Below are 17,980 nucleotides of genomic sequence, written 5' to 3'. Positions count from 1 at the left end.
ATCCAAAAGATATGACTTATTAATAAGGCGCACGAGTATATTTTTCAAGTAACTCTTGGTACATGCCTTTGGACATTAACAACATATCGCAGATTTCACGCACCGCACCACGTCCACCCTGTGCCTGAGTCACGAGATCGGCACGGCGGCGAACTTCGACATGACCATTAGGTACGGTCACTTTCATGCCGGCAATGGCGAACGCAGACAGATCAGGCCAGTCATCGCCCATATACAGGCAATCTTCAGGATCAATGTTGAGCTGCGCACAGGCTTCACGAAGTGCTGTACCTTTATCTTCACGGCCCTGATAGACCAGATCAACACCCAGATCCGACATACGCTTTTCTACAATATTGCTTTTACGTCCGGTGATAATAATCACCTTGATCCCTGCTTGCTGAACCAGTTTCATGCCCAGACCATCACGAATATCAAAGGATTTGATCTCATCGCCAGTATTGGTCAGCGTTACAAAGCCATCACTTAAAATACCATCTACATCAAGCACCAGTGCTGCAATATGACGTGCCTGCTCTAATAATACATAAGATGCCATTTATTAATTTACCCCAGCCTGAATCAGGTCATGCATACTAATCACACCAATGACTTTATTGGCATCATCAACAACTACAAATTGATTAATTTTATGCTCATTCATACGTTCCAGTGCCACCACTGCACGTGCTTCCTGAGAAATGGTCAACGGATTTTTGGTCATCACGTCCTGAATAGCCAGATTGACATCAAAACCTTGCTGCTTATCAATCAAGCGACGCAAGTCACCATCGGTAAAAATCCCCAGCAACACATCATTTTCATCGACGACTGTGGTTAAGCCCAAGCGCTTGTTAGAAATTTCGTACAATACTTTATTCATGGCGGTATCTGGCGAGACTTTAGGTAAATCAGTACCAGTACGCATCAGATGCTTCACGTGCAATAACAGACGTTTACCCAATGCACCTGCAGGATGTGAACGTGCAAAATCATCCGAAGTAAAGCCGCGAGCATCCAGTAAAGCCACCGCTAAAGCATCACCCAAAGCCAATGTTGCCGTCGTTGACGATGTCGGCGCTAAACCCAGTGGACAAGCCTCCTGAATATTACCTAGCGTCAAAGCCACATCAGCATTTTGTGGCATTGGACCACGATCATCACCACTGATGGTAATCAGCGGAATTTCCAGATGTTTGATGAGTGGCATCAGCATCATGATTTCATCACTCTTGCCCGAGTTTGAAATTGCAATCAGCACATCACCAGCCACCAGCATACCCAAGTCGCCATGACCAGCTTCACCTGGATGCATAAAGAATGAGGGAGTTCCGGTCGAAGCAAAGGTCGCCGCCATTTTACGGCCAATATGACCTGACTTGCCCATTCCGGTAATCACCAGACGGCCAGTACACTGTAGAATAATTTCACATGCCCGGCTAAAACGGTCATCAATCTGTGTTGCTAAAATCTGTAGTGCATTTTCTTCGATGCGCAGTGTTTCAAGTGCGACTTTCTGGAAATCTAGTTGATTCGCTGTTTTTTGTGGATTCAAAGCCTGTTTACCTACGCTAAGGACAGAGAAAAACTCTGGTTTGATGGGCATAATTTTCGCAATTTTAGCATAGCTATGCAATTGTAAGCTTTCTAAATGTAGAAGATTCGACGGATTTTTAATATATTCAGATTGTATTCAACTTGCGCAATCTGGTATCTCCGCCTCTACATTCACTCCATTTTTAAAACTGTAGAATGTGCTTATTTTTATTTTTTATTAGAATATCCTCACTCTCGTCTCAATGAATGGGATTCATACTAAATCATCCTCATTTCAATTTAACTCAATTACCCTGACGGATACTGTCTCTGAAAATGTAAGCTCAATATCGTCATTTTACTTCCTGAACCTCTTCTTTCTAAATCACTCTCATCGCCTAACTACCCTAAATAACTGAGGCTTTTTACGCTTTTATCTTTATGAATAATTATGCTTAGGTTAAGATGATTCATCCTTTTATTTGAAGTCTTTTGAACAGCTATGCAACCATTTGTTCTATATAACTCAGAGCAACGCAAAAAAGTAGAATTCGTACCTCGTGTTGAAGGTCAAATTGATCTGTATGTCTGTGGTATGACGGTTTATGACTACTGTCATATTGGACATGCACGTACAGTGGTTGCATTTGACTATATTATCCGTTTCCTGCGTAGCCAAGGCTGGAAAGTCAAATATGTGCGTAATATTACGGATATTGACGACAAAATTATTAAACGTGCCAATGAAAATGGCGAAAGTATCTCAGAGCTAACCAGCCGCTTTATTGATGCGATGAATGAGGATTTTGCCAAACTGGGCTGCCTTGCACCTGATGTAGCACCTAAAGCCACAGATTACATCGATCAGATGCAGGATATGATCAGCAACCTGGTCGACAAAGGTACGGCTTATCCATCCAATAATGGTGATGTCTACTTTGAGGTCGAGAAGTTTGCCAAATATGGTCGTCTTTCTGGCCGTAAACTGGAAGATATGCAAGCGGGTGCGTCTGAACGTGTCGATGTCGAAGTTGAAAAGAAACATCCATTTGACTTTGTACTGTGGAAACATGCCAAGGAAAATGAACCGTCATGGGCATCACCTTGGGGCAATGGCCGTCCAGGCTGGCATATTGAATGTTCCGCAATGTCGACCTGCTGCCTAGGCAATCATTTCGATATTCATGGCGGTGGTGCTGATTTAACCTTCCCGCATCATGAAAATGAAATTGCACAATCTGAAGCAGCAACTGGTGAACAGTATGTCAATTACTGGATGCATGCCGGATTTATTAATGTCGATGGCGAGAAAATGTCGAAGTCTTTAGGCAATTTCTTCACCATTCGCGACGTGATTGAAAAATTCCATCCGGAAGTGGTGCGTTACTTTATTGTCTCTTCCCATTATCGTAGCCCGGTGAATTACTCGGATGTTGCCTTAAAAGAAGCAAAAAATACCTTGTCTCGTTTCTACCATTCTTTTAAAACCTATCAGGCGGTTTATGGTGATCATCTGATTGAAACTCTGGATGAGGCTTTGGTTGAGCGTTTCAATGCCGCTATGCGTGATGATTTCAATACGCCTGAAGCGATTGCGGTATTGTTCGAAATCAATAAAGAGCTGAATCGTACCGTGAAAGAAGAAAATGCGGAACAGGCAGCGATCTACTACGCAACTTTACGTCACCTGACCAATATTCTCGGTCTGGTACAGCAAAATGTAGATGAGTTCCTCAAATCTGACATTGGTCAAGAAGCATTGGGACTATCGCCTGAACAAATTGAAGATTTGATTCAACAGCGTCAGGATGCCAAGAAATCCAAAGAATTCGCACGCGCAGACGAAATCCGTCAATCTTTACTTGATCAAGGTGTTGTTCTTGAGGATACCCGTCAAGGTACAGTTTGGCGCCGTGCTGATTAATTAATCAAACAGATTTATAGAGAGTTGACACTGCTGTGGAATTCTCTATAATTCACCTCATTGCGGGAATAGCTCAGTTGGTAGAGCATAACCTTGCCAAGGTTGGGGTCGGGAGTTCGAGTCTCCTTTCCCGCTCCAGAATACGAAAAACCCTTATCGAAAGATAAGGGTTTTTTATTGTGTTTGAAAAAAATTTATTAATAAAATGCATATCTCAAATCACTTATTCATCCTCTTTTACCCTGACAATTTTTTTGGGTTAGTCATGACAAAGTGCTATTGTGGATAAACTTTAAAACTTTCAATCCCTTTCATAACGATATCGTTTCATGACTTATAAATTAAATGCTCGTCATCTAATTCTAGATCTTTTATATGCATCTAAAAACTCCACCCTGTCTATTAAGCGGATCTTAGCTGCTGCTGAATTATTAGGTATATCTGACAATGGTATCCGTGTCGCTGTAGCCCGATTAAATCAGGAAAATGTCATTCAAGCTGTAGAGCGCGGCGTGTATCAATTGCTAGAGAAAAAATTCGATACTTCTTTTATCAGCTTAAACAAACATCCTGATATGCAAACGGCGACTACATGGAACGGAAAATATGTGCTGGTCTATACCGGTACTTTGGGACGTGTAGACCGTACGGCATTATCTAAAAGGGAAAAAGCGCTACGTTATTATGGTTTTCAGGAACTAGAGCAAAATGTTTTTATTCGTCCCGATAATTTAACGCTAAATCTAAGTCCATTAAAAACAGCTGTAATCCAGTTTGGATTAGATCCTGACGCACGTTTTTTTCAAGTCAGTCAACTGGAAAGTGAAACCGAAATTCGTGATTTATGGGATATCGAAGAGCTACATCAGACCTATCATCAAGTACAGCATGATATTAACGACTGGTTTGAAAATTACCAAAATCTGACTTTAGCAGAGGCTGCAAAAAGTGCTTTTTATTTAGGTAAATCTGCCCTATTTAGTTTGCGTGCTGACCCTTTGCTTCCTGCAGAATGGATAGATACCGAGGCTCGACAACAATTTGAGCTCGCAGTCCGCAAAATAGAAAAACAGGGACAACTTTTATGGCAACACTATTTTAAAGACCAAGGGGTCTAATTTATTTCTTTTTTATACACAAAAATGAATTGACTGTAATATTTCATCCAAATATATTGAATAAAGCAATAAGAACTAAATATAGGCAGAAGAATGAACAGAAAGGTCAGTGTCACAGAACTTTTTAGTCGTGACGAAATTAAAGAACTCACCACGACCTCAGACTTACACGGTGCCTGGGCAGTAGGTTCAACCTGGACCGTAATTGTCATGACCTTTGGTACGGTTGCCTATAGCTGGGAATATTTACCTACATGGGGAAAAATCCTGATATGTGCATTGGCATTGGCTATTCTTGCTGGACGCCAGCTTGCGATGGCTATTTTGATGCATGATGCCTCGCACCATAGCCTGTTCAAAACCAAATGGTTAAATACCCATCTGACTGATTGGCTCTGTGCACGCCCGATCTGGAATGATGTCAGCAAATACCGTCCTTATCACCTGAAACATCATGCTAAAACCTCGCAGCCAGATGATCCTGACTTGGGGTTGGTAAAAAACTTTCCCATTACGCAAAGCTCACTATTCAGGAAATTCTTCCGTGACCTGAATGGGCAATCGGGGCTTAAATTTCTCGCTGGTCGAGTATTAATGGATCTGGAATTGCTGGAATGGAGTGTTTCCAATGACCCCAAGCCAATTCCGCATGGTGATCGCAGCAATTTAGAGTTAGCGAAAAACTTGCTTAAAAATAGTTCTGGTATGTTAATTTCAAATGCAGCAATTTTTTCTGCTCTGTGGGCCAGCGGCCATCCTAAAATGTATTTATTATGGCCTCTCGCCTATATCACTCCATTTCCTTTGTTCATCCGCATCCGCGCTATGGCTGAGCATGCGGGCCTAGAAACCAGTCATTCCGCCCTTAGCAATACCCGCACCACCCGTGCAGACTGGCTGGCACGTGCTTTTGTAGCCCCAATTCATGTGAACTATCATATTGAACATCATTTGATGGCCTCTGTTCCGCATCAAAAGCTGGCGAAAATGCATCAGATGTTAAGGGAGCGTGAGTATGTCGATGCTCCGCCAAGTTATCTGGATGTGATTCGTTCACTTTTAAAAAAATAATCAACTTTCCCGATGCTTAGATTATTCCACTTCAATGCTGATGGGTTTCAGCATGTGAATGCGGATGTGAGGATTGTCCCCGATGTTCCGGCGGGCAATCTTCTGCTTCAATCTGCAAGGTCATCTCGGTAATATGATGCTCATGGTGAAGCATCTCAAAGGTCTGATGCCGCAGTTTCTGATAATCCACATTCGGTGCAACCAGATGCACGGTCAGCATGACTTTTTTGGAAGTAATCGCCCAAACCTTGAGCTGATGAATATCCTGGACCCCATCAAGCGCCAAAAGATCGTGACGTAATTTTTCAATATCAATTTCCTCCGGCACACCTTCAAGCAGAATATTGATGCTCTGTTTCAGCAAAATCCAGGTTCTTGGCAATACCCAAAATCCGATTAATACTGCAATGAGTGTATCTATCCACATCCAGCCGGTGAAATAAATCACTAGTGCTCCAATAATCACGCCTACAGATCCCAGTGCATCACTGAGCACTTCCAGATAAGCACCTTTGACATTGAGACTTTCCTGACTACTAGACACCAGAATTTTCATGGAAATCAGATTAATGATCAGCCCCAAAACAGCAACAATCATCATGCCAAGGCTTTGAATTTCTGGTGGATGACTCAAACGCTGATAAGCTTCAAACAAGATATAAATCGCAACCACAAACAGCATTAAGGCGTTAAACAAAGCAGCCAAAATCTCAAAGCGCTGATAACCAAATGTCCGTTTATTGTCTGCCGGTTTTTGTCCAATTTTGATAGCGACTAAAGCGATAGCCAGTGCAGCAGCATCGGTAAACATATGCGCAGCATCAGAAAGTAAGGCCAAACTTTGAGTTAGAAAACCAGCAATCACTTCCACAATTAAAAAAGTGGTGGTTAATCCCAGCGCTATTGATAATTTTCTGGCATTTTTTGCAGTCACGGCGACATGACTATGTTCATGATGATGTGAATTCCCCACCGGCCCCTCCCTCCTTCTTATTCAACGAGGACTGTATCCTCAGCATCTTTTCAAGTTTTGTTCTGATTCATATTACGCTTGAATTTTACCTATTTAAGTAGGTTTTTTATGAACTGTTTTATCAGTCGACATTAGATTAAAGTTTTAGCTTTTTCATGTTCTGCCAGCCAGGCCTGTACCGAAGCACACTTAAAATTACGCTCGACATATTCTATTATTTTCACAGGAAGTTTCACCTGATGGCTCAGCAAACGATGCAACATAAAGGCCAGATCAAAGTCTGCAATGGACCAGTGTTCAGTCAACCATATGTCCTCCAGCATATATTCTGCCACATTCACCAAGCGCTGAATTTCTTCAGTGATCGAAGCTGTAAGAGGTATAGACATTTTTGCTAGATGAAATACCGAATCGGAAGGCATCTGCTGGCGGATTTGCATAAAATCGGTTTTGACCAAGGCTTGTATGGCCCGACATTTAGCTCTAGCATAAATTTCCTTAGGATATAAGGCTGGATAATTAGGTGCTGGAAAGGCATCTTCCAAATATTCAGTGATCGCCCATGATTCAAACAGGCTAAAGTTATCTACTATTAAACACGGAACTTTAGCACTTGGACAAATGGCTTGATAAGCCGCAGATTTCTGTTGCTGCTGATCTAAATCGACCACTATTTCCTGAAAATCTAAACCCTTTTCTTTTAAGGCAACATAGACCGACATGGCATAAGGGCTGATTCTATTTTTATCGACATATAAACGTATATTTTGCATATCCTTGATCCTGATAGGCTTGTTGTTTTTATTCAGTACGGCAGCCTTACTCTACTCTCTTTCCTATATAAAAGGAAAAATGAACTGCTTCATGTAGCGATCACACGAAAATGTTTACACAGTTGCCGATAGCGCAGCGATGTTCATTATTTTCTATTTTGCACATGATGTGGGGCATAAAGCCTTTTATTTTGCTTTTGATTCACGTTAAATTAAATCATTCTCTTGATATCAAAAAACTATGCTGAACTTAGCCCACCTCTCCGATACCGTGTATGCCATTCAACATTTGGCTTTTGAAGACTTAGGTGCTTGGGAAGATATTTTTTATCAGCTCGGCTTACGTGTGCGTTATTTCGAAGCTGGCATCGATGATCTTACCAAGGCTTTTAAACATCCTGGATTAACAATTATTCTCGGTGGCCCGATTGCAGTCTATGAAACTGAGGATTACCCTTTCTTACAACAAGAAATAGACTTACTTAAAGTTCGACTGGAAAAGAATTTACCGACTTTAGGCATCTGTTTAGGTGCGCAGTTAATTGCTGCTGCATTGAATGCTAAAGTCTATCCCGGAGATGTGAAGGAAATTGGCTGGTCTAAACTCAGTCTTGCTTCTATTGAAAACAATCCACTAAAAGCTCTGGAGGATATTGACGTCCTGCATTGGCATGGTGATACCTTTGACCTACCTGAACAGGTAGAATTACTGGCCAGCTCTGATCTTTATCCAAATCAGGCCTTTCGGGTAGGACAGAATATTCTAGCACTACAATTCCATGCTGAAGTGGCCAGTGAAAGTTTAGAGAAATGGCTGATTGGACATACCTGTGAGTTACGCAAAGCCCAGATCAATATTCCCGCCTTACGGGCGGATCATCAAAGCTATGCGCCCGCGCTTGAACAGGCCGCCAGTTCGGTATTGCTGCATTATTTAGAAAACTTGCAACTTAAATAACCGTAATAAAAAAGCACCCAGTTGGGCACTGCTGTCCCATAGTTTGCTTTAAATAAAAAAACCTGAGTCCTAACAGTTAAAATATGAGTGCAAACAAACACTTTAACGACCAGGATTCAGGTTTTGTCACATCAGAATACCGTATTTCATGAGCTAATTAAACCTGTTGTGCGACAGGATTTTGAACAACTTGCTAAAGTACACCATGTTGGACAGAAATTTAGAGCGGCTTCCCGGTGGGATCAGTTTATTGCCATATTGATGTCTCAATTCTCTTGTAGACAAAGTCTGAGAGATATTCAATCCAATTTGGAGTGCCAACAGGAAAAGCTAAGTCATCTCGGAGCAAAGTCTATTCCCCGAAGCACGCTGGCACGAATCAATGAGCAGCAGCCTGCTGCCTTGTATCAACAGCTATTTCACAAGTTGCTTAAATACTATGAACACTCAAAAGTAGCTCATAAATTTCGCTTTAAGAATCCCTTGTATTCCTTGGATGCCAGTCATATTGACCTGTCGCTTTCCTTATGTGAATGGGCCAAAGTTCACGACTCAAAAGCCAGCATGAAACTCAGCATAGGATTGAATCACAGCAATGATATTCCTGAGTTTGTTGCAGTTGAAAATGGCAAAGAAAATGACATGGTACAAGGCCGCAAATTCCAGTTTCCTGCTGGCAGCATTGTAGTTTTTGATAAAGGCTATGTCGATTACCAATGGTATGCAAATCTGACTGCTCAAAACATTGGATTTGTCACACGTTTTAGGCCTAAATCTGTGTATCAGGTGATCCAGCAACATCCAGTGCTTGAATCCAAAGGTATTCTAAAAGATGAAACCATTCAGCTGAATAGCGCACATGCCCTAAAAAGAAAAGCCCCAGTGTTAAGAAGAATTGAATATAGAGATCAGCAAAGTGGCAAGCACTTTAGCTTTCTCAGCAATAACTTTCATTTAGCCGCCTCCACCATTGCGGCGATTTATAAAGATCGTTGGAAAGTTGAGCTGTTCTTTAAGGCGATTAAGCAGAATCTCAAATTAAAAGCGTTTCTAGGCCGCAGCAGGAACGCAATTCAGACACAAATCTGGATTGCGATGATCGCCTATTTATTGGTGAGTTTCGCTCAACATTTAGGGAAAACAGGTTGGACAGTTCAACGTTTACTCAGAATAATTCAAGTGAATTTGTTTGAAAGAAGAACTTTAAAAGCTTTATTTTCACCCGATAAAATACCCATAAAACAAGAGGAAGCTCAAATGAGCTTCCTCTTGTGAAAAATTGTGGGACAGCAATGCCCAGTTGGGTGCTTTTTTAATTTGTCATGCTCATTTTTTCGGAGCAGGAACAGAAGCCTCGGTAGTAATGTTCACTGTAATTTTATCGCCCACATTTGGAACATAACCGCCTACCCCAAAGGCTGAACGGTTAAATGAAGTGGTTGCATTGAAACCAATCGTTTGTAATTTTGTCATTGGGTGCACGCCTTGTTTATTTAAAACTGCGTCCAGTACCACAGGTTTAGTGACATCTTTTACGGTTAAGTTACCGGTGATTTTGTATTTGTTTTTGCCTAAAGCCTGAACTTTAGTACTTTTAAAAGTGATATTCGGATATTTGGCAGCATCAAAAAATTCTGCTGTCTTAATATGGTCATCCAGCGCTTTCACATTCGTATTAATGCTTGCAACCGGGATGTTCACATTGACCGAAGAATTCGCAGGTTTTGCATTATCAACATTAATCGTACCCTGGATGTCACTGAAGTTTGCAGATGGTGTAGAGAAACCAAAGTGGCTCCAAGAGAACACCGTTGCTGAATGAGTCGGGTCAATCGTATAGGCCACTGGTTTTGCCATAGAAACTGTTGCTACAGATGCGACCGCCAAGCCTAATGCTAATGTTTTGAAATTCATGTTTTTATCTCACGTTTTGGATGTTATTAAGTGTATAGAATCTGGAACCGTTTACAGCCCTAAAGATAAAACGTTTTGTTGCAGTGATGAAACGATAAAATTGTAAGTTATTTTTTTAATTTTTGAGCTTTAATCCATACGGTACTGGATGAATCCAGTTTTCTTGGCGACTTTGTTATACAACGCTTGTGCCTGATGATTTGATTCCTGAGTCAGCCAGTAAACCCGGTCGCAATTACGCTGCTGTGCAACCTGATAGACATGTTGAATCAACTTACGCGCCACACCCTTTCCCCGATAGTCAGGATGGGTAAATAGATCCTGCAAATAGGCATAAGGTCTTACTGTCCAGCTACTGTTATGTTCGATGACATGCACCATCCCAACGACCTTTCCATCAATCAAGGCCGCAAAACCGTATATTGAATCTAATTCATAATTGGTTAATTTATCCCAGGTATTTTCACTCACCTCATCCGAAATTTGCGTCTGATAAAAGCGTTGATAGTCTTGCCATAAAAATAGCCATTCCGGCTGTGATATTTGCTCTAGAGATTTGATCTGGATCTGGGGCTGTATATTCATGTTTAACCGCTTCTTTGGCTTATTTCTTTAATTTAAGTCGTTTCGATAGTGGTCGCTGAATTTTTATAGCGGCCTAAACCTAGCTTTATCTCATCTGATGTTCATAAGCAACCTGTCAGATGAAAAATCATCCGGCATAAAAAAGTCCCAATCAGGGACTTTTCATGCTTTATGTTTAAAGTTTTTCAACCAGAATACGATCAACCTGTTTTAGGCCAGTCGTCTTTTCATGATTTTTACGACGCACTTTAATGATATTTTCTTCGGCTAATTCTGCAGCATTAAATCAACTGCAACCATCGCTTCAAGAGGTAATTCCTGTCCGATCCACTTGAGTTCGCCTGCATCCATTAAAGTAATTTCATCGTTAATTTGTTCATACAAGCTCATGTTCATCTCACTCTTTCATTTCGACTATGGGAGAACTTTCTAACAGTTGCCACATGAAAACAACGCTAAAAAGCAAAAGACGCCCCAAAACTGGAGCGCCTTTTAATAAACCGCCTAATCAGTTGATTATGCAGTAATCTCTTTTACAGCTGCAACCACTGCTTCAGTGGTAATCCCGAAGAACTGGAACAGATCTTTTGCAGGTGCAGATTCACCATAAGTGGTCATACCAATGACACGACCATCAAGACCTACAAATTTCCACCAGTAATCAACATGTGCAGCCTCAACAGCAACACGTGCACGAATATTTGATGGAAGAACCGCTTCACGATAAGCTGCATCTTGCTTCATGAATTCTTCAGCACATGGCATAGACACGACACGCACGCCTTCAAGCTGTGCATAAGCTTCCATTGCCAGAGATACTTCAGAACCAGTTGCAATGATGATGGCTTTCAATTCGCCTTTTTCTTCAGCCAATACATAGCCACCTTTCGCAGCGTTCTCAATTTGAGCTTGAGTACGGGTTTGGAATGGCAAGTTCTGACGAGAGAAGATCAATGCGGTTGGACCTTCAGCACGCGTTAATGCAGATTTCCAAGAAATTGCTGCTTCAACGGTGTCACATGGGCGCCATGTATTTAGGTTTGGTGTACCACGAAGGGATGCGATCTGCTCAACAGGTTGATGCGTTGGGCCATCTTCACCCAGACCAATTGAGTCATGCGTATACACATGGATCACGCGCTTTTTCATTAATGCAGACATACGTACCGCATTACGTGCATATTCCATAAACATCAGGAATGTTGCTACATAAGGGATGAACCCGCCATGCAGTGCAACACCATTCGCGATTGCAGTCATACCGAATTCACGTACGCCATAGTGTACGTAGTTACCTGCCGGATTGTCCTGTACGCCTTGCGCGCCTTTCCAAAGGGTCAGGTTAGAACCTGCAAGATCCGCAGAACCACCTAGAACTTCTGGCAATAATGGAACAAGTGCTTGCAATGCATTTTGGCTGGCTTTACGCGTTGCAATTGTTTCAGCTTTGGCATTCACTTCTGCAATATAGGCATCCGCTTTTGCAACGAAGTCAGCCGGTAATTCACCAGATAAACGACGTTTAAATTCAGCGGCTTCAGTTGGATATTTTGCAGCATAAGCAGCAAATGTTTCGTTCCAAGCTGCTTCTGATTCAGCACCTTTGGCTTTCGCATCCCAAGCTGCATAAACATCTTCAGGAATTACAAATGCTTCATCAGTCCAGCCTAGTGCTTCACGAGTCAAGACGATTTCGTCATGACCGAGTGGTGCACCATGACTGTCTTCTTTACCTTGCTTGTTTGGTGAACCCAAACCAATCACGGTTTTACAGATAATGATGGTTGGTTTAGCAGTTTCAGCTTTCGCCTCAACAGTTGCCTGACGGATTGCATCTGCATCGTGGCCATCAACTTTAATCACTTGCCAGCCGTACGCCAAGAAGCGTTGTTCTGTATCGTCAGAGAACCAGCCTTCCACTTCGCCATCAATCGAGATGCCATTGTCGTCATAGTAAGCAATCAATTTGCCCAGACCCAATGTACCCGCCAAAGAACATGCTTCGTGAGAAACACCTTCCATCAAACAGCCATCGCCGAGGAAGCAATAAGTGAAGTGATCTACAACTTGGATGTCGTCTTTGTTGAATTGCGCAGCTAGAGTTTTTTCAGCCAGTGCAAAACCGACAGCATTCGCGATGCCTTGACCTAAAGGACCAGTCGTCGTTTCAATCCCTGGTGCATAGCCCAACTCCGGGTGACCAGGTGTTTTAGAATGAAGTTGACGGAATGCTTTAAGATCTTCAATCGAAAGATCGTAGCCCGTTAAATGAAGAAGCGCATATTGAAGCATAGAGCCATGGCCATTTGATAATACAAAACGGTCACGGTTTGCCCAATTCGGGTTGGTCGGGTTATGGTTCATGAATTCACGCCAAACCACATCAGCGATATCTGCCATCCCCATTGGAGCACCTGGATGTCCTGAGTTTGCTTTTTGCACAGCATCCATTGCCAATACACGAATTGCGTTTGCAATACGACGTTCATTAAGCGGGGTTGTCATAAATCAGAGTCCAAAATATTCAGAAATAGGAAATGATGAAAAGACTTTCAAAACTGCTGTCTATTGTCTTAAAAAAACAGCGAGGGGTAAAGACTAACCAACAATATTTATCAGTTTATTGAGTGTCTCTTGCCTTATCGTACAATTATTCCACATTTCTTCTTCGGCTTCGGTTCTTCAGATTGAATTATCCCGCATTTTCTAATTAACTTTCTTGTCTGTATCTGGATTCTAAGCTGATAAACAGGATTGAATTTATGCTGATTTTATTTCTATTTTATATGTCTCACATCATTATTTTTAAAGAAAATCTATACAATTCACTGATCCATTCATAATGTAATTTTTACTAAATTTTATAAAATATTGGCAGGATTGTTTGATATACAGGTGAAATCAAATTTGCTTAGGCTAATTTTCAACTTCGGTAGACTTAATGTCCCTGACAGTCTTTAGGCAAATAGCGCTGCTGAATATCAGTGGAATAACATTTGCCACTATGAACATCAAAAGCGACTGATTTCCCGCGAATGGCCATATCGACTCCCTGCTCTCGTATCTTGAACTCTATCCGGCAAGCGGCATTAATAATGACTTTTTCGATATATTGACCATGCCCACCAATCTGGCGTCCGGCATCACAGTGCTGATCCGAAGCAATAAACTGGGTTCGATATGCTCCAGCCTGTTCAAACACTTCGGCCAATTGATTACGCACGACATAAGCTTGATAACTCATAAAAGCCATCGTCACTAAAATCGCGATAATGATGAGCACGATCAGCACTTCAATCAGGGTAAATGCCTTTTGATACATGATTTCTGATCTCCTTACAGTCTTGCTCCAAGAAGTCCATAGCAAAAGATGTCGCCATTCCTAACCAGCTAATGTGGAAGACTTAGCGCTAATATGAAGATATACCCGAACATCAACAAGACATTTGGTCGCAAGGCGCACAGCCTGAATCTGCTTTATTGATGTAATGATCACTTGCTTAAGTAAATTTTGAATTTTGAGCTTTGTATTTTTTCTATCGTCTATTTTTTTAAGATTTAATCGGAAATCTAAGCATTTAATTTTCTGACAGTCTGACGGATTAAAATATTGTTGCTTCATATTCCCCAATCAATAATGCTGTCTAAATAGATATATCAATTTTTTTAATTCTATTAATCAATTAAAAACACAATAATTTGAAACAATTTCGACCAATTTTGTCGTGTTAAGCTAGTCCTAGAGCGCAACTCGATGTAACATATCGGGTCTTTAAAATTAACTGTGATAGGACTATGCGCGAGTACGCTGTATTTACTTCGGAATCTGTAAGCGAAGGCCATCCAGATAAAATGGCTGACCAAATCAGTGACGCTATTTTGGATGCAATCTTAAAAGAAGACCCATATGCACGGGTTGCTTGTGAAACGCTTGTAAAAACAGGTGCGGTTGTACTTGCCGGTGAAATCACAACGACAGCAAATGTTGATTTTGAGGCAATTGTACGTCATACCGTAAACGGAATTGGTTATCACCATTCTGATCTTGGTTTTGATGGTTCAACCTGTGCCGTGATCAACATGATTGGTAAACAGTCACCTGAAATTGCTCAGGGTGTAGACCGCCAGAAACCTGAAGATCAGGGTGCCGGCGACCAAGGTTTAATGTTCGGTTATGCAAGCCGCGAAACTGATGTATTAATGCCTGCACCGATTTCATATGCGCATCGCTTAATGGAAAAGCAGGCTGAATTACGCCGTAATGGCACCTTGCCATGGTTACGCCCAGATGCAAAAAGTCAGGTAACTTTTGCTTATGAAAATGGCGTACCAGTTCGTTTAGATGCTGTCGTTCTTTCGACTCAACATGATCCTGAAATCACTCAAGCGAACCTGAAAGAAGCTGTGATTGAAGAAATCGTGAAAAAAATCATTCCTGCTGACATGTTCCATGCAGACACCAAATTCCACATCAACCCAACGGGTATGTTTGTGATCGGTGGTCCTGTAGGTGACTGTGGTTTAACTGGCCGTAAAATTATCGTAGATACCTACGGCGGTATGGCACGTCACGGCGGTGGTGCTTTCTCTGGTAAAGATCCCTCTAAAGTTGACCGTTCTGCTGCGTACGCAGGTCGTTATGTGGCGAAAAATATCGTTGCTGCTGGCCTGGCTGACAAGTGTGAAATTCAGGTGTCTTATGCAATTGGTGTTGCTGAGCCAACTTCAATTTCAATCAATACCTTCAATACTGCAAAAGTCTCTGAAGAATTGATTATTGCACTGGTTCGTGAACATTTCGACTTACGTCCATATGGCATTACCCGTATGCTTGACCTGATCCAGCCGATGTATAAGCAAACTGCTGCTTATGGTCACTTCGGTCGTGAAGGTTCTGATACTGCATTTACCTGGGAAAAAACTGACAAAGTGGAAGCGCTTAAAGCCTCTGCTGGTCTATAAGTTTTTCTTTAAAAAAGCCTGCATCATGCGGGCTTTTTTTATGTCTTTTATTTTTTCATTTTTAGAATTATCTCTAGGTCCTGATGACAAATATTTAAATACCAAGCTTCATACTATAACCTGACTTTTGAATGATACTTTTGAAACTCCCCTCTCTGTGAATATCACTATTCCATGAAACTTAAAACAACTTCCGGCTGTGCCATTACAGTATAAGTATCGAAAAAAGTTACAGTTAATCAACAAATGTTGATCTATTTGCTAGCATAAATCTAAATAAATGGCTGCTAAATTAGATTGCAGCTCTACAACAACAAAAGGATATTACTCGATGAATAAATTACTGATTGCTTTAGGTTTGGCGACCACTGTTGCCTTAGTCGGCTGTAGTAAAGAAGAAGCGCCTGAAACCGGCGCAACCACAGGTGAGCATTTAGAAAATGCAGCCAATCAAGCCGGCCATGATATGGAAGATGCCAGCCGTGAGGCTGCGGTAGAAACCGAACGAGCAATGGATAATGCCGCAGAAAATACTGCTCAGGCAGCGGACGAAGCAGCTGCTGCAACGTCTAGAGCAGCAGATGCCACTGCGGAAGCAGCACGTAAAGCAACTGCAGCAACTGCTGCGGCAGTTGAAGAAGGTGCGGGAGACGTTCGGGAAAAAGCTGAAAACTGATTTTAGCATTCAGTTTGATGTTTAAAAGCCTGCGATTGCAGGCTTTTTTATTAGAGATGATTTTAAATAGCGAATGATCTAAATTGAAATTGCATTAATTCTTGATGGGATCATTTTTTATCTAAATGAGTCGACAAAATCAGATAAACTGATAGAACTTATCAAGTATTAGAATGACTTAATTGTGATTCACTCGGCAAAACGGGCTGCATTTAAACTGAAATTCAGTAGAATACCAGCCTTTATTTTTAATAATTTAATCTCCCATGTCAGTCATTGTTGCTGCTTCCCAACGGTCGAATATTTCGGTCTGGGCAGCTTTTATCTTGCTTATCATAGGTACAATCGGTGCCTATCAAATCGTAGGCTTAAATCAGGCTCTATTATTCTTGATTGGTGGTGCACTGGGCATGACCCTGTACCATGCTTCATTTGGTTTTACTTCGAGCTGGCGTGTCTTTATCAAGGAACGTCGCGGCCGTGGTTTACGTGCACAAATGATTATGCTCGCTCTGGCGGTCCTGCTGTTTTTCCCGGCTTTAGGTGCAGGTAAATTATTCGGCAACCCAGTTAAAGGTAACGTTAATCCTGTTTCCATGTCAGTCATGATTGGTGCCTTTATTTTCGGTATCGGCATGCAACTTGGTGGCGGCTGTGCATCAGGTACGTTGTATACTGTAGGTGGCGGTAGCGCACGTATGCTGGTGACGCTCTTGTTCTTCTGTATCGGGTCTGTGATTGCGACCTCGCACCTTGACTGGTGGTTTGCCCTGCCACATCTTGAACCGATTTCACTGGTAGAAAGTTTAGGCGTTCTCCCTGGATTACTGTTGAGCTTTATCGTTTTTGCCATCATTGCTGCAGCAACAGTTTATTTCGAAAAGAAACGTCATGGCAGCCTGGAAATTGAGCCACGCAGTGAATATCAGGGCTGGAAGCGCTTTGTTCGTGGTCCATGGCCTTTGATTTGGGGCGGTATTATTCTGACCTTGCTCAACTTTGCTACGCTGGCACTCGCAGGTCGTCCTTGGGGCGTAACCTCTGCGCTGGCAGTTTGGGGTGCCAAAGGTGCTACGCTTGTGGGTGTTGATGTAGCTTCTTGGGATTATTGGCAAAAAGCAGGCAATGCCAAAGCACTGGCAGAATCATTATGGTTTGATATTACCTCAATGATGAACTTCGGTATCATGCTGGGTGCTTTGTTGGCAGCAAGTTTGGCAGGTAAATTTGCGCCGAATTTCAATATTCCAAAACGTTCACTGATTGCTGCTGTTATAGGTGGCATAATGCTGGGCTATGGCGCACGCCTGGCCTACGGTTGTAATATCGGTGCATATTTCAGTGGAATTGCGTCGGGTAGTCTGCATGGCTGGTTATGGCTGGTCTTCGCTTTTATTGGTAATGGGATCGGGGTAAAACTTCGTCCGATTTTCTTCCCGAATGAAAAACCGCAGCCTGAAAAACTGACCGGTTGCTAATGCTTAAAATCA

Annotated in this window: 16 protein-coding genes, 1 tRNA gene and 1 pseudogene; 9 read left to right on the top strand and 9 right to left on the bottom strand. The window is 42.0% G+C overall.

Going from position 1 to position 17,980, the window contains the following annotated elements; genetic code table 11:
- Positions 1-19 precede the first annotated feature (19 nt).
- Positions 20-559 carry a KdsC family phosphatase gene (locus tag F995_RS09795; protein WP_004279958.1) on the bottom strand — a complete coding sequence of 180 codons (540 nt, stop codon included), beginning with the start codon at positions 557-559 and terminating at the stop codon, positions 20-22.
- Positions 560-562: 3 nt separating this feature from the next.
- Positions 563-1,606, bottom strand: a complete 1,044-nt coding sequence (locus tag F995_RS09790; RefSeq protein ID WP_004646677.1) for a KpsF/GutQ family sugar-phosphate isomerase — start codon at positions 1,604-1,606, stop codon at positions 563-565.
- A gap of 432 nt (positions 1,607-2,038) precedes the next feature.
- Here F995_RS09790 and cysS point away from each other — a divergent pair, with 432 nt between their 5' ends.
- The 4 genes from cysS to F995_RS09770 all read left to right on the top strand — a co-directional run bounded on the left by cysS (position 2,039) and on the right by F995_RS09770 (position 5,649).
- Complete coding sequence (cysS, locus tag F995_RS09785) at positions 2,039-3,460, top strand: cysteine--tRNA ligase (RefSeq protein ID WP_004646676.1); 1,422 nt, start codon at positions 2,039-2,041, stop codon at positions 3,458-3,460.
- Positions 3,461-3,522: 62 nt separating this feature from the next.
- Positions 3,523-3,598, top strand: a tRNA-Gly gene (locus F995_RS09780).
- A gap of 191 nt (positions 3,599-3,789) precedes the next feature.
- The gene (locus F995_RS09775) at positions 3,790-4,578 is read left to right on the top strand and encodes a PaaX family transcriptional regulator C-terminal domain-containing protein (RefSeq protein ID WP_004646675.1); all 789 of its coding nucleotides are present in this window, start codon (positions 3,790-3,792) and stop codon (positions 4,576-4,578) included.
- Positions 4,579-4,671: 93 nt separating this feature from the next.
- Positions 4,672-5,649 (top strand): fatty acid desaturase family protein, encoded by a 978-nt coding sequence (locus F995_RS09770; protein WP_004646674.1) that lies wholly within the window; start codon positions 4,672-4,674, stop codon positions 5,647-5,649.
- A 31-nt stretch (positions 5,650-5,680) separates the two neighbouring features.
- On the opposite strand, the gene F995_RS09765 is transcribed toward F995_RS09770, so the two are convergent.
- Both F995_RS09765 and yfcF read right to left on the bottom strand, forming a co-directional pair.
- Positions 5,681-6,622 (bottom strand): cation diffusion facilitator family transporter, encoded by a 942-nt coding sequence (locus tag F995_RS09765; RefSeq protein WP_004646672.1) that lies wholly within the window; start codon positions 6,620-6,622, stop codon positions 5,681-5,683.
- Positions 6,623-6,753: 131 nt separating this feature from the next.
- Positions 6,754-7,395 (bottom strand): glutathione transferase, encoded by a 642-nt coding sequence (gene yfcF, locus F995_RS09760; protein WP_004646671.1) that lies wholly within the window; start codon positions 7,393-7,395, stop codon positions 6,754-6,756.
- Between the two features lie 241 nt (positions 7,396-7,636).
- Here yfcF and F995_RS09755 point away from each other — a divergent pair, with 241 nt between their 5' ends.
- On the top strand, positions 7,637-8,353 hold the full coding sequence (locus F995_RS09755) for a glutamine amidotransferase (RefSeq protein ID WP_004646670.1): 717 nt from the start codon (positions 7,637-7,639) through the stop codon (positions 8,351-8,353).
- Positions 8,354-8,476: 123 nt separating this feature from the next.
- A complete protein-coding gene (locus F995_RS09750; protein ID WP_004645517.1) occupies positions 8,477-9,628 on the top strand; it encodes an IS4-like element ISAbe18 family transposase in 1,152 nt (383 codons plus the stop codon).
- Positions 9,629-9,679: 51 nt separating this feature from the next.
- On the opposite strand, the gene F995_RS09745 is transcribed toward F995_RS09750, so the two are convergent.
- From F995_RS09745 to F995_RS09725, 5 genes and pseudogenes are all read right to left on the bottom strand, one after another.
- On the bottom strand, positions 9,680-10,267 hold the full coding sequence (locus F995_RS09745) for a YceI family protein (protein WP_004646669.1): 588 nt from the start codon (positions 10,265-10,267) through the stop codon (positions 9,680-9,682).
- Positions 10,268-10,396: 129 nt separating this feature from the next.
- Positions 10,397-10,852, bottom strand: a complete 456-nt coding sequence (locus F995_RS09740; RefSeq protein ID WP_004646668.1) for a GNAT family N-acetyltransferase — start codon at positions 10,850-10,852, stop codon at positions 10,397-10,399.
- Between the two features lie 175 nt (positions 10,853-11,027).
- A pseudogene (locus tag F995_RS09735) lies at positions 11,028-11,242 on the bottom strand (hypothetical protein).
- Between the two features lie 126 nt (positions 11,243-11,368).
- Positions 11,369-13,357 carry a transketolase gene (gene tkt / locus F995_RS09730; protein ID WP_004646666.1) on the bottom strand — a complete coding sequence of 663 codons (1,989 nt, stop codon included), beginning with the start codon at positions 13,355-13,357 and terminating at the stop codon, positions 11,369-11,371.
- A 433-nt stretch (positions 13,358-13,790) separates the two neighbouring features.
- A complete protein-coding gene (locus F995_RS09725; RefSeq protein WP_004646665.1) occupies positions 13,791-14,174 on the bottom strand; it encodes a prepilin-type N-terminal cleavage/methylation domain-containing protein in 384 nt (127 codons plus the stop codon).
- Positions 14,175-14,647: 473 nt separating this feature from the next.
- Between F995_RS09725 and metK the strand changes: the two genes are divergently transcribed.
- The 3 genes from metK to F995_RS09705 all read left to right on the top strand — a co-directional run bounded on the left by metK (position 14,648) and on the right by F995_RS09705 (position 17,968).
- The gene (gene metK / locus F995_RS09715; RefSeq protein ID WP_004646663.1) at positions 14,648-15,814 is read left to right on the top strand and encodes a methionine adenosyltransferase; all 1,167 of its coding nucleotides are present in this window, start codon (positions 14,648-14,650) and stop codon (positions 15,812-15,814) included.
- 331 nt (positions 15,815-16,145) lie between these two features.
- Positions 16,146-16,490 carry a hypothetical protein gene (locus F995_RS09710; RefSeq protein ID WP_004646662.1) on the top strand — a complete coding sequence of 115 codons (345 nt, stop codon included), beginning with the start codon at positions 16,146-16,148 and terminating at the stop codon, positions 16,488-16,490.
- Between the two features lie 266 nt (positions 16,491-16,756).
- On the top strand, positions 16,757-17,968 hold the full coding sequence (locus F995_RS09705; RefSeq protein WP_004646661.1) for a YeeE/YedE family protein: 1,212 nt from the start codon (positions 16,757-16,759) through the stop codon (positions 17,966-17,968).
- Positions 17,969-17,980 lie beyond the last annotated feature (12 nt).

Origin of the sequence: Acinetobacter sp. CIP A162 (genome assembly GCF_000367905.1) — a bacterium.
In the GTDB taxonomy this organism is placed as follows: Bacteria; Pseudomonadota; Gammaproteobacteria; order Pseudomonadales; family Moraxellaceae; genus Acinetobacter; species Acinetobacter lwoffii.
This window is presented reverse-complemented; position numbering and strand designations above follow the sequence as displayed.

Bases quoted from the DNA above. Each gene is read 5' to 3' on its own strand.
- F995_RS09795 (WP_004279958.1), bottom strand. From the start codon at position 559: ATGGCATCTTATGTATTATTAGAGCAGGCACGTCATATTGCAGCACTG.
- F995_RS09790 (WP_004646677.1), bottom strand. From the start codon at position 1,606: ATGCCCATCAAACCAGAGTTTTTCTCTGTCCTTAGCGTAGGTAAACAG.
- cysS (WP_004646676.1), top strand. From the start codon at position 2,039: ATGCAACCATTTGTTCTATATAACTCAGAGCAACGCAAAAAAGTAGAA.
- F995_RS09775 (WP_004646675.1), top strand. From the start codon at position 3,790: ATGACTTATAAATTAAATGCTCGTCATCTAATTCTAGATCTTTTATAT.
- F995_RS09770 (WP_004646674.1), top strand. From the start codon at position 4,672: ATGAACAGAAAGGTCAGTGTCACAGAACTTTTTAGTCGTGACGAAATT.
- yfcF (WP_004646671.1), bottom strand. From the start codon at position 7,395: ATGCAAAATATACGTTTATATGTCGATAAAAATAGAATCAGCCCTTAT.
- F995_RS09755 (WP_004646670.1), top strand. From the start codon at position 7,637: ATGCTGAACTTAGCCCACCTCTCCGATACCGTGTATGCCATTCAACAT.
- F995_RS09745 (WP_004646669.1), bottom strand. From the start codon at position 10,267: ATGAATTTCAAAACATTAGCATTAGGCTTGGCGGTCGCATCTGTAGCA.
- F995_RS09740 (WP_004646668.1), bottom strand. From the start codon at position 10,852: ATGAATATACAGCCCCAGATCCAGATCAAATCTCTAGAGCAAATATCA.
- tkt (WP_004646666.1), bottom strand. From the start codon at position 13,357: ATGACAACCCCGCTTAATGAACGTCGTATTGCAAACGCAATTCGTGTA.
- F995_RS09725 (WP_004646665.1), bottom strand. From the start codon at position 14,174: ATGTATCAAAAGGCATTTACCCTGATTGAAGTGCTGATCGTGCTCATC.
- metK (WP_004646663.1), top strand. From the start codon at position 14,648: ATGCGCGAGTACGCTGTATTTACTTCGGAATCTGTAAGCGAAGGCCAT.
- F995_RS09710 (WP_004646662.1), top strand. From the start codon at position 16,146: ATGAATAAATTACTGATTGCTTTAGGTTTGGCGACCACTGTTGCCTTA.
- F995_RS09705 (WP_004646661.1), top strand. From the start codon at position 16,757: ATGTCAGTCATTGTTGCTGCTTCCCAACGGTCGAATATTTCGGTCTGG.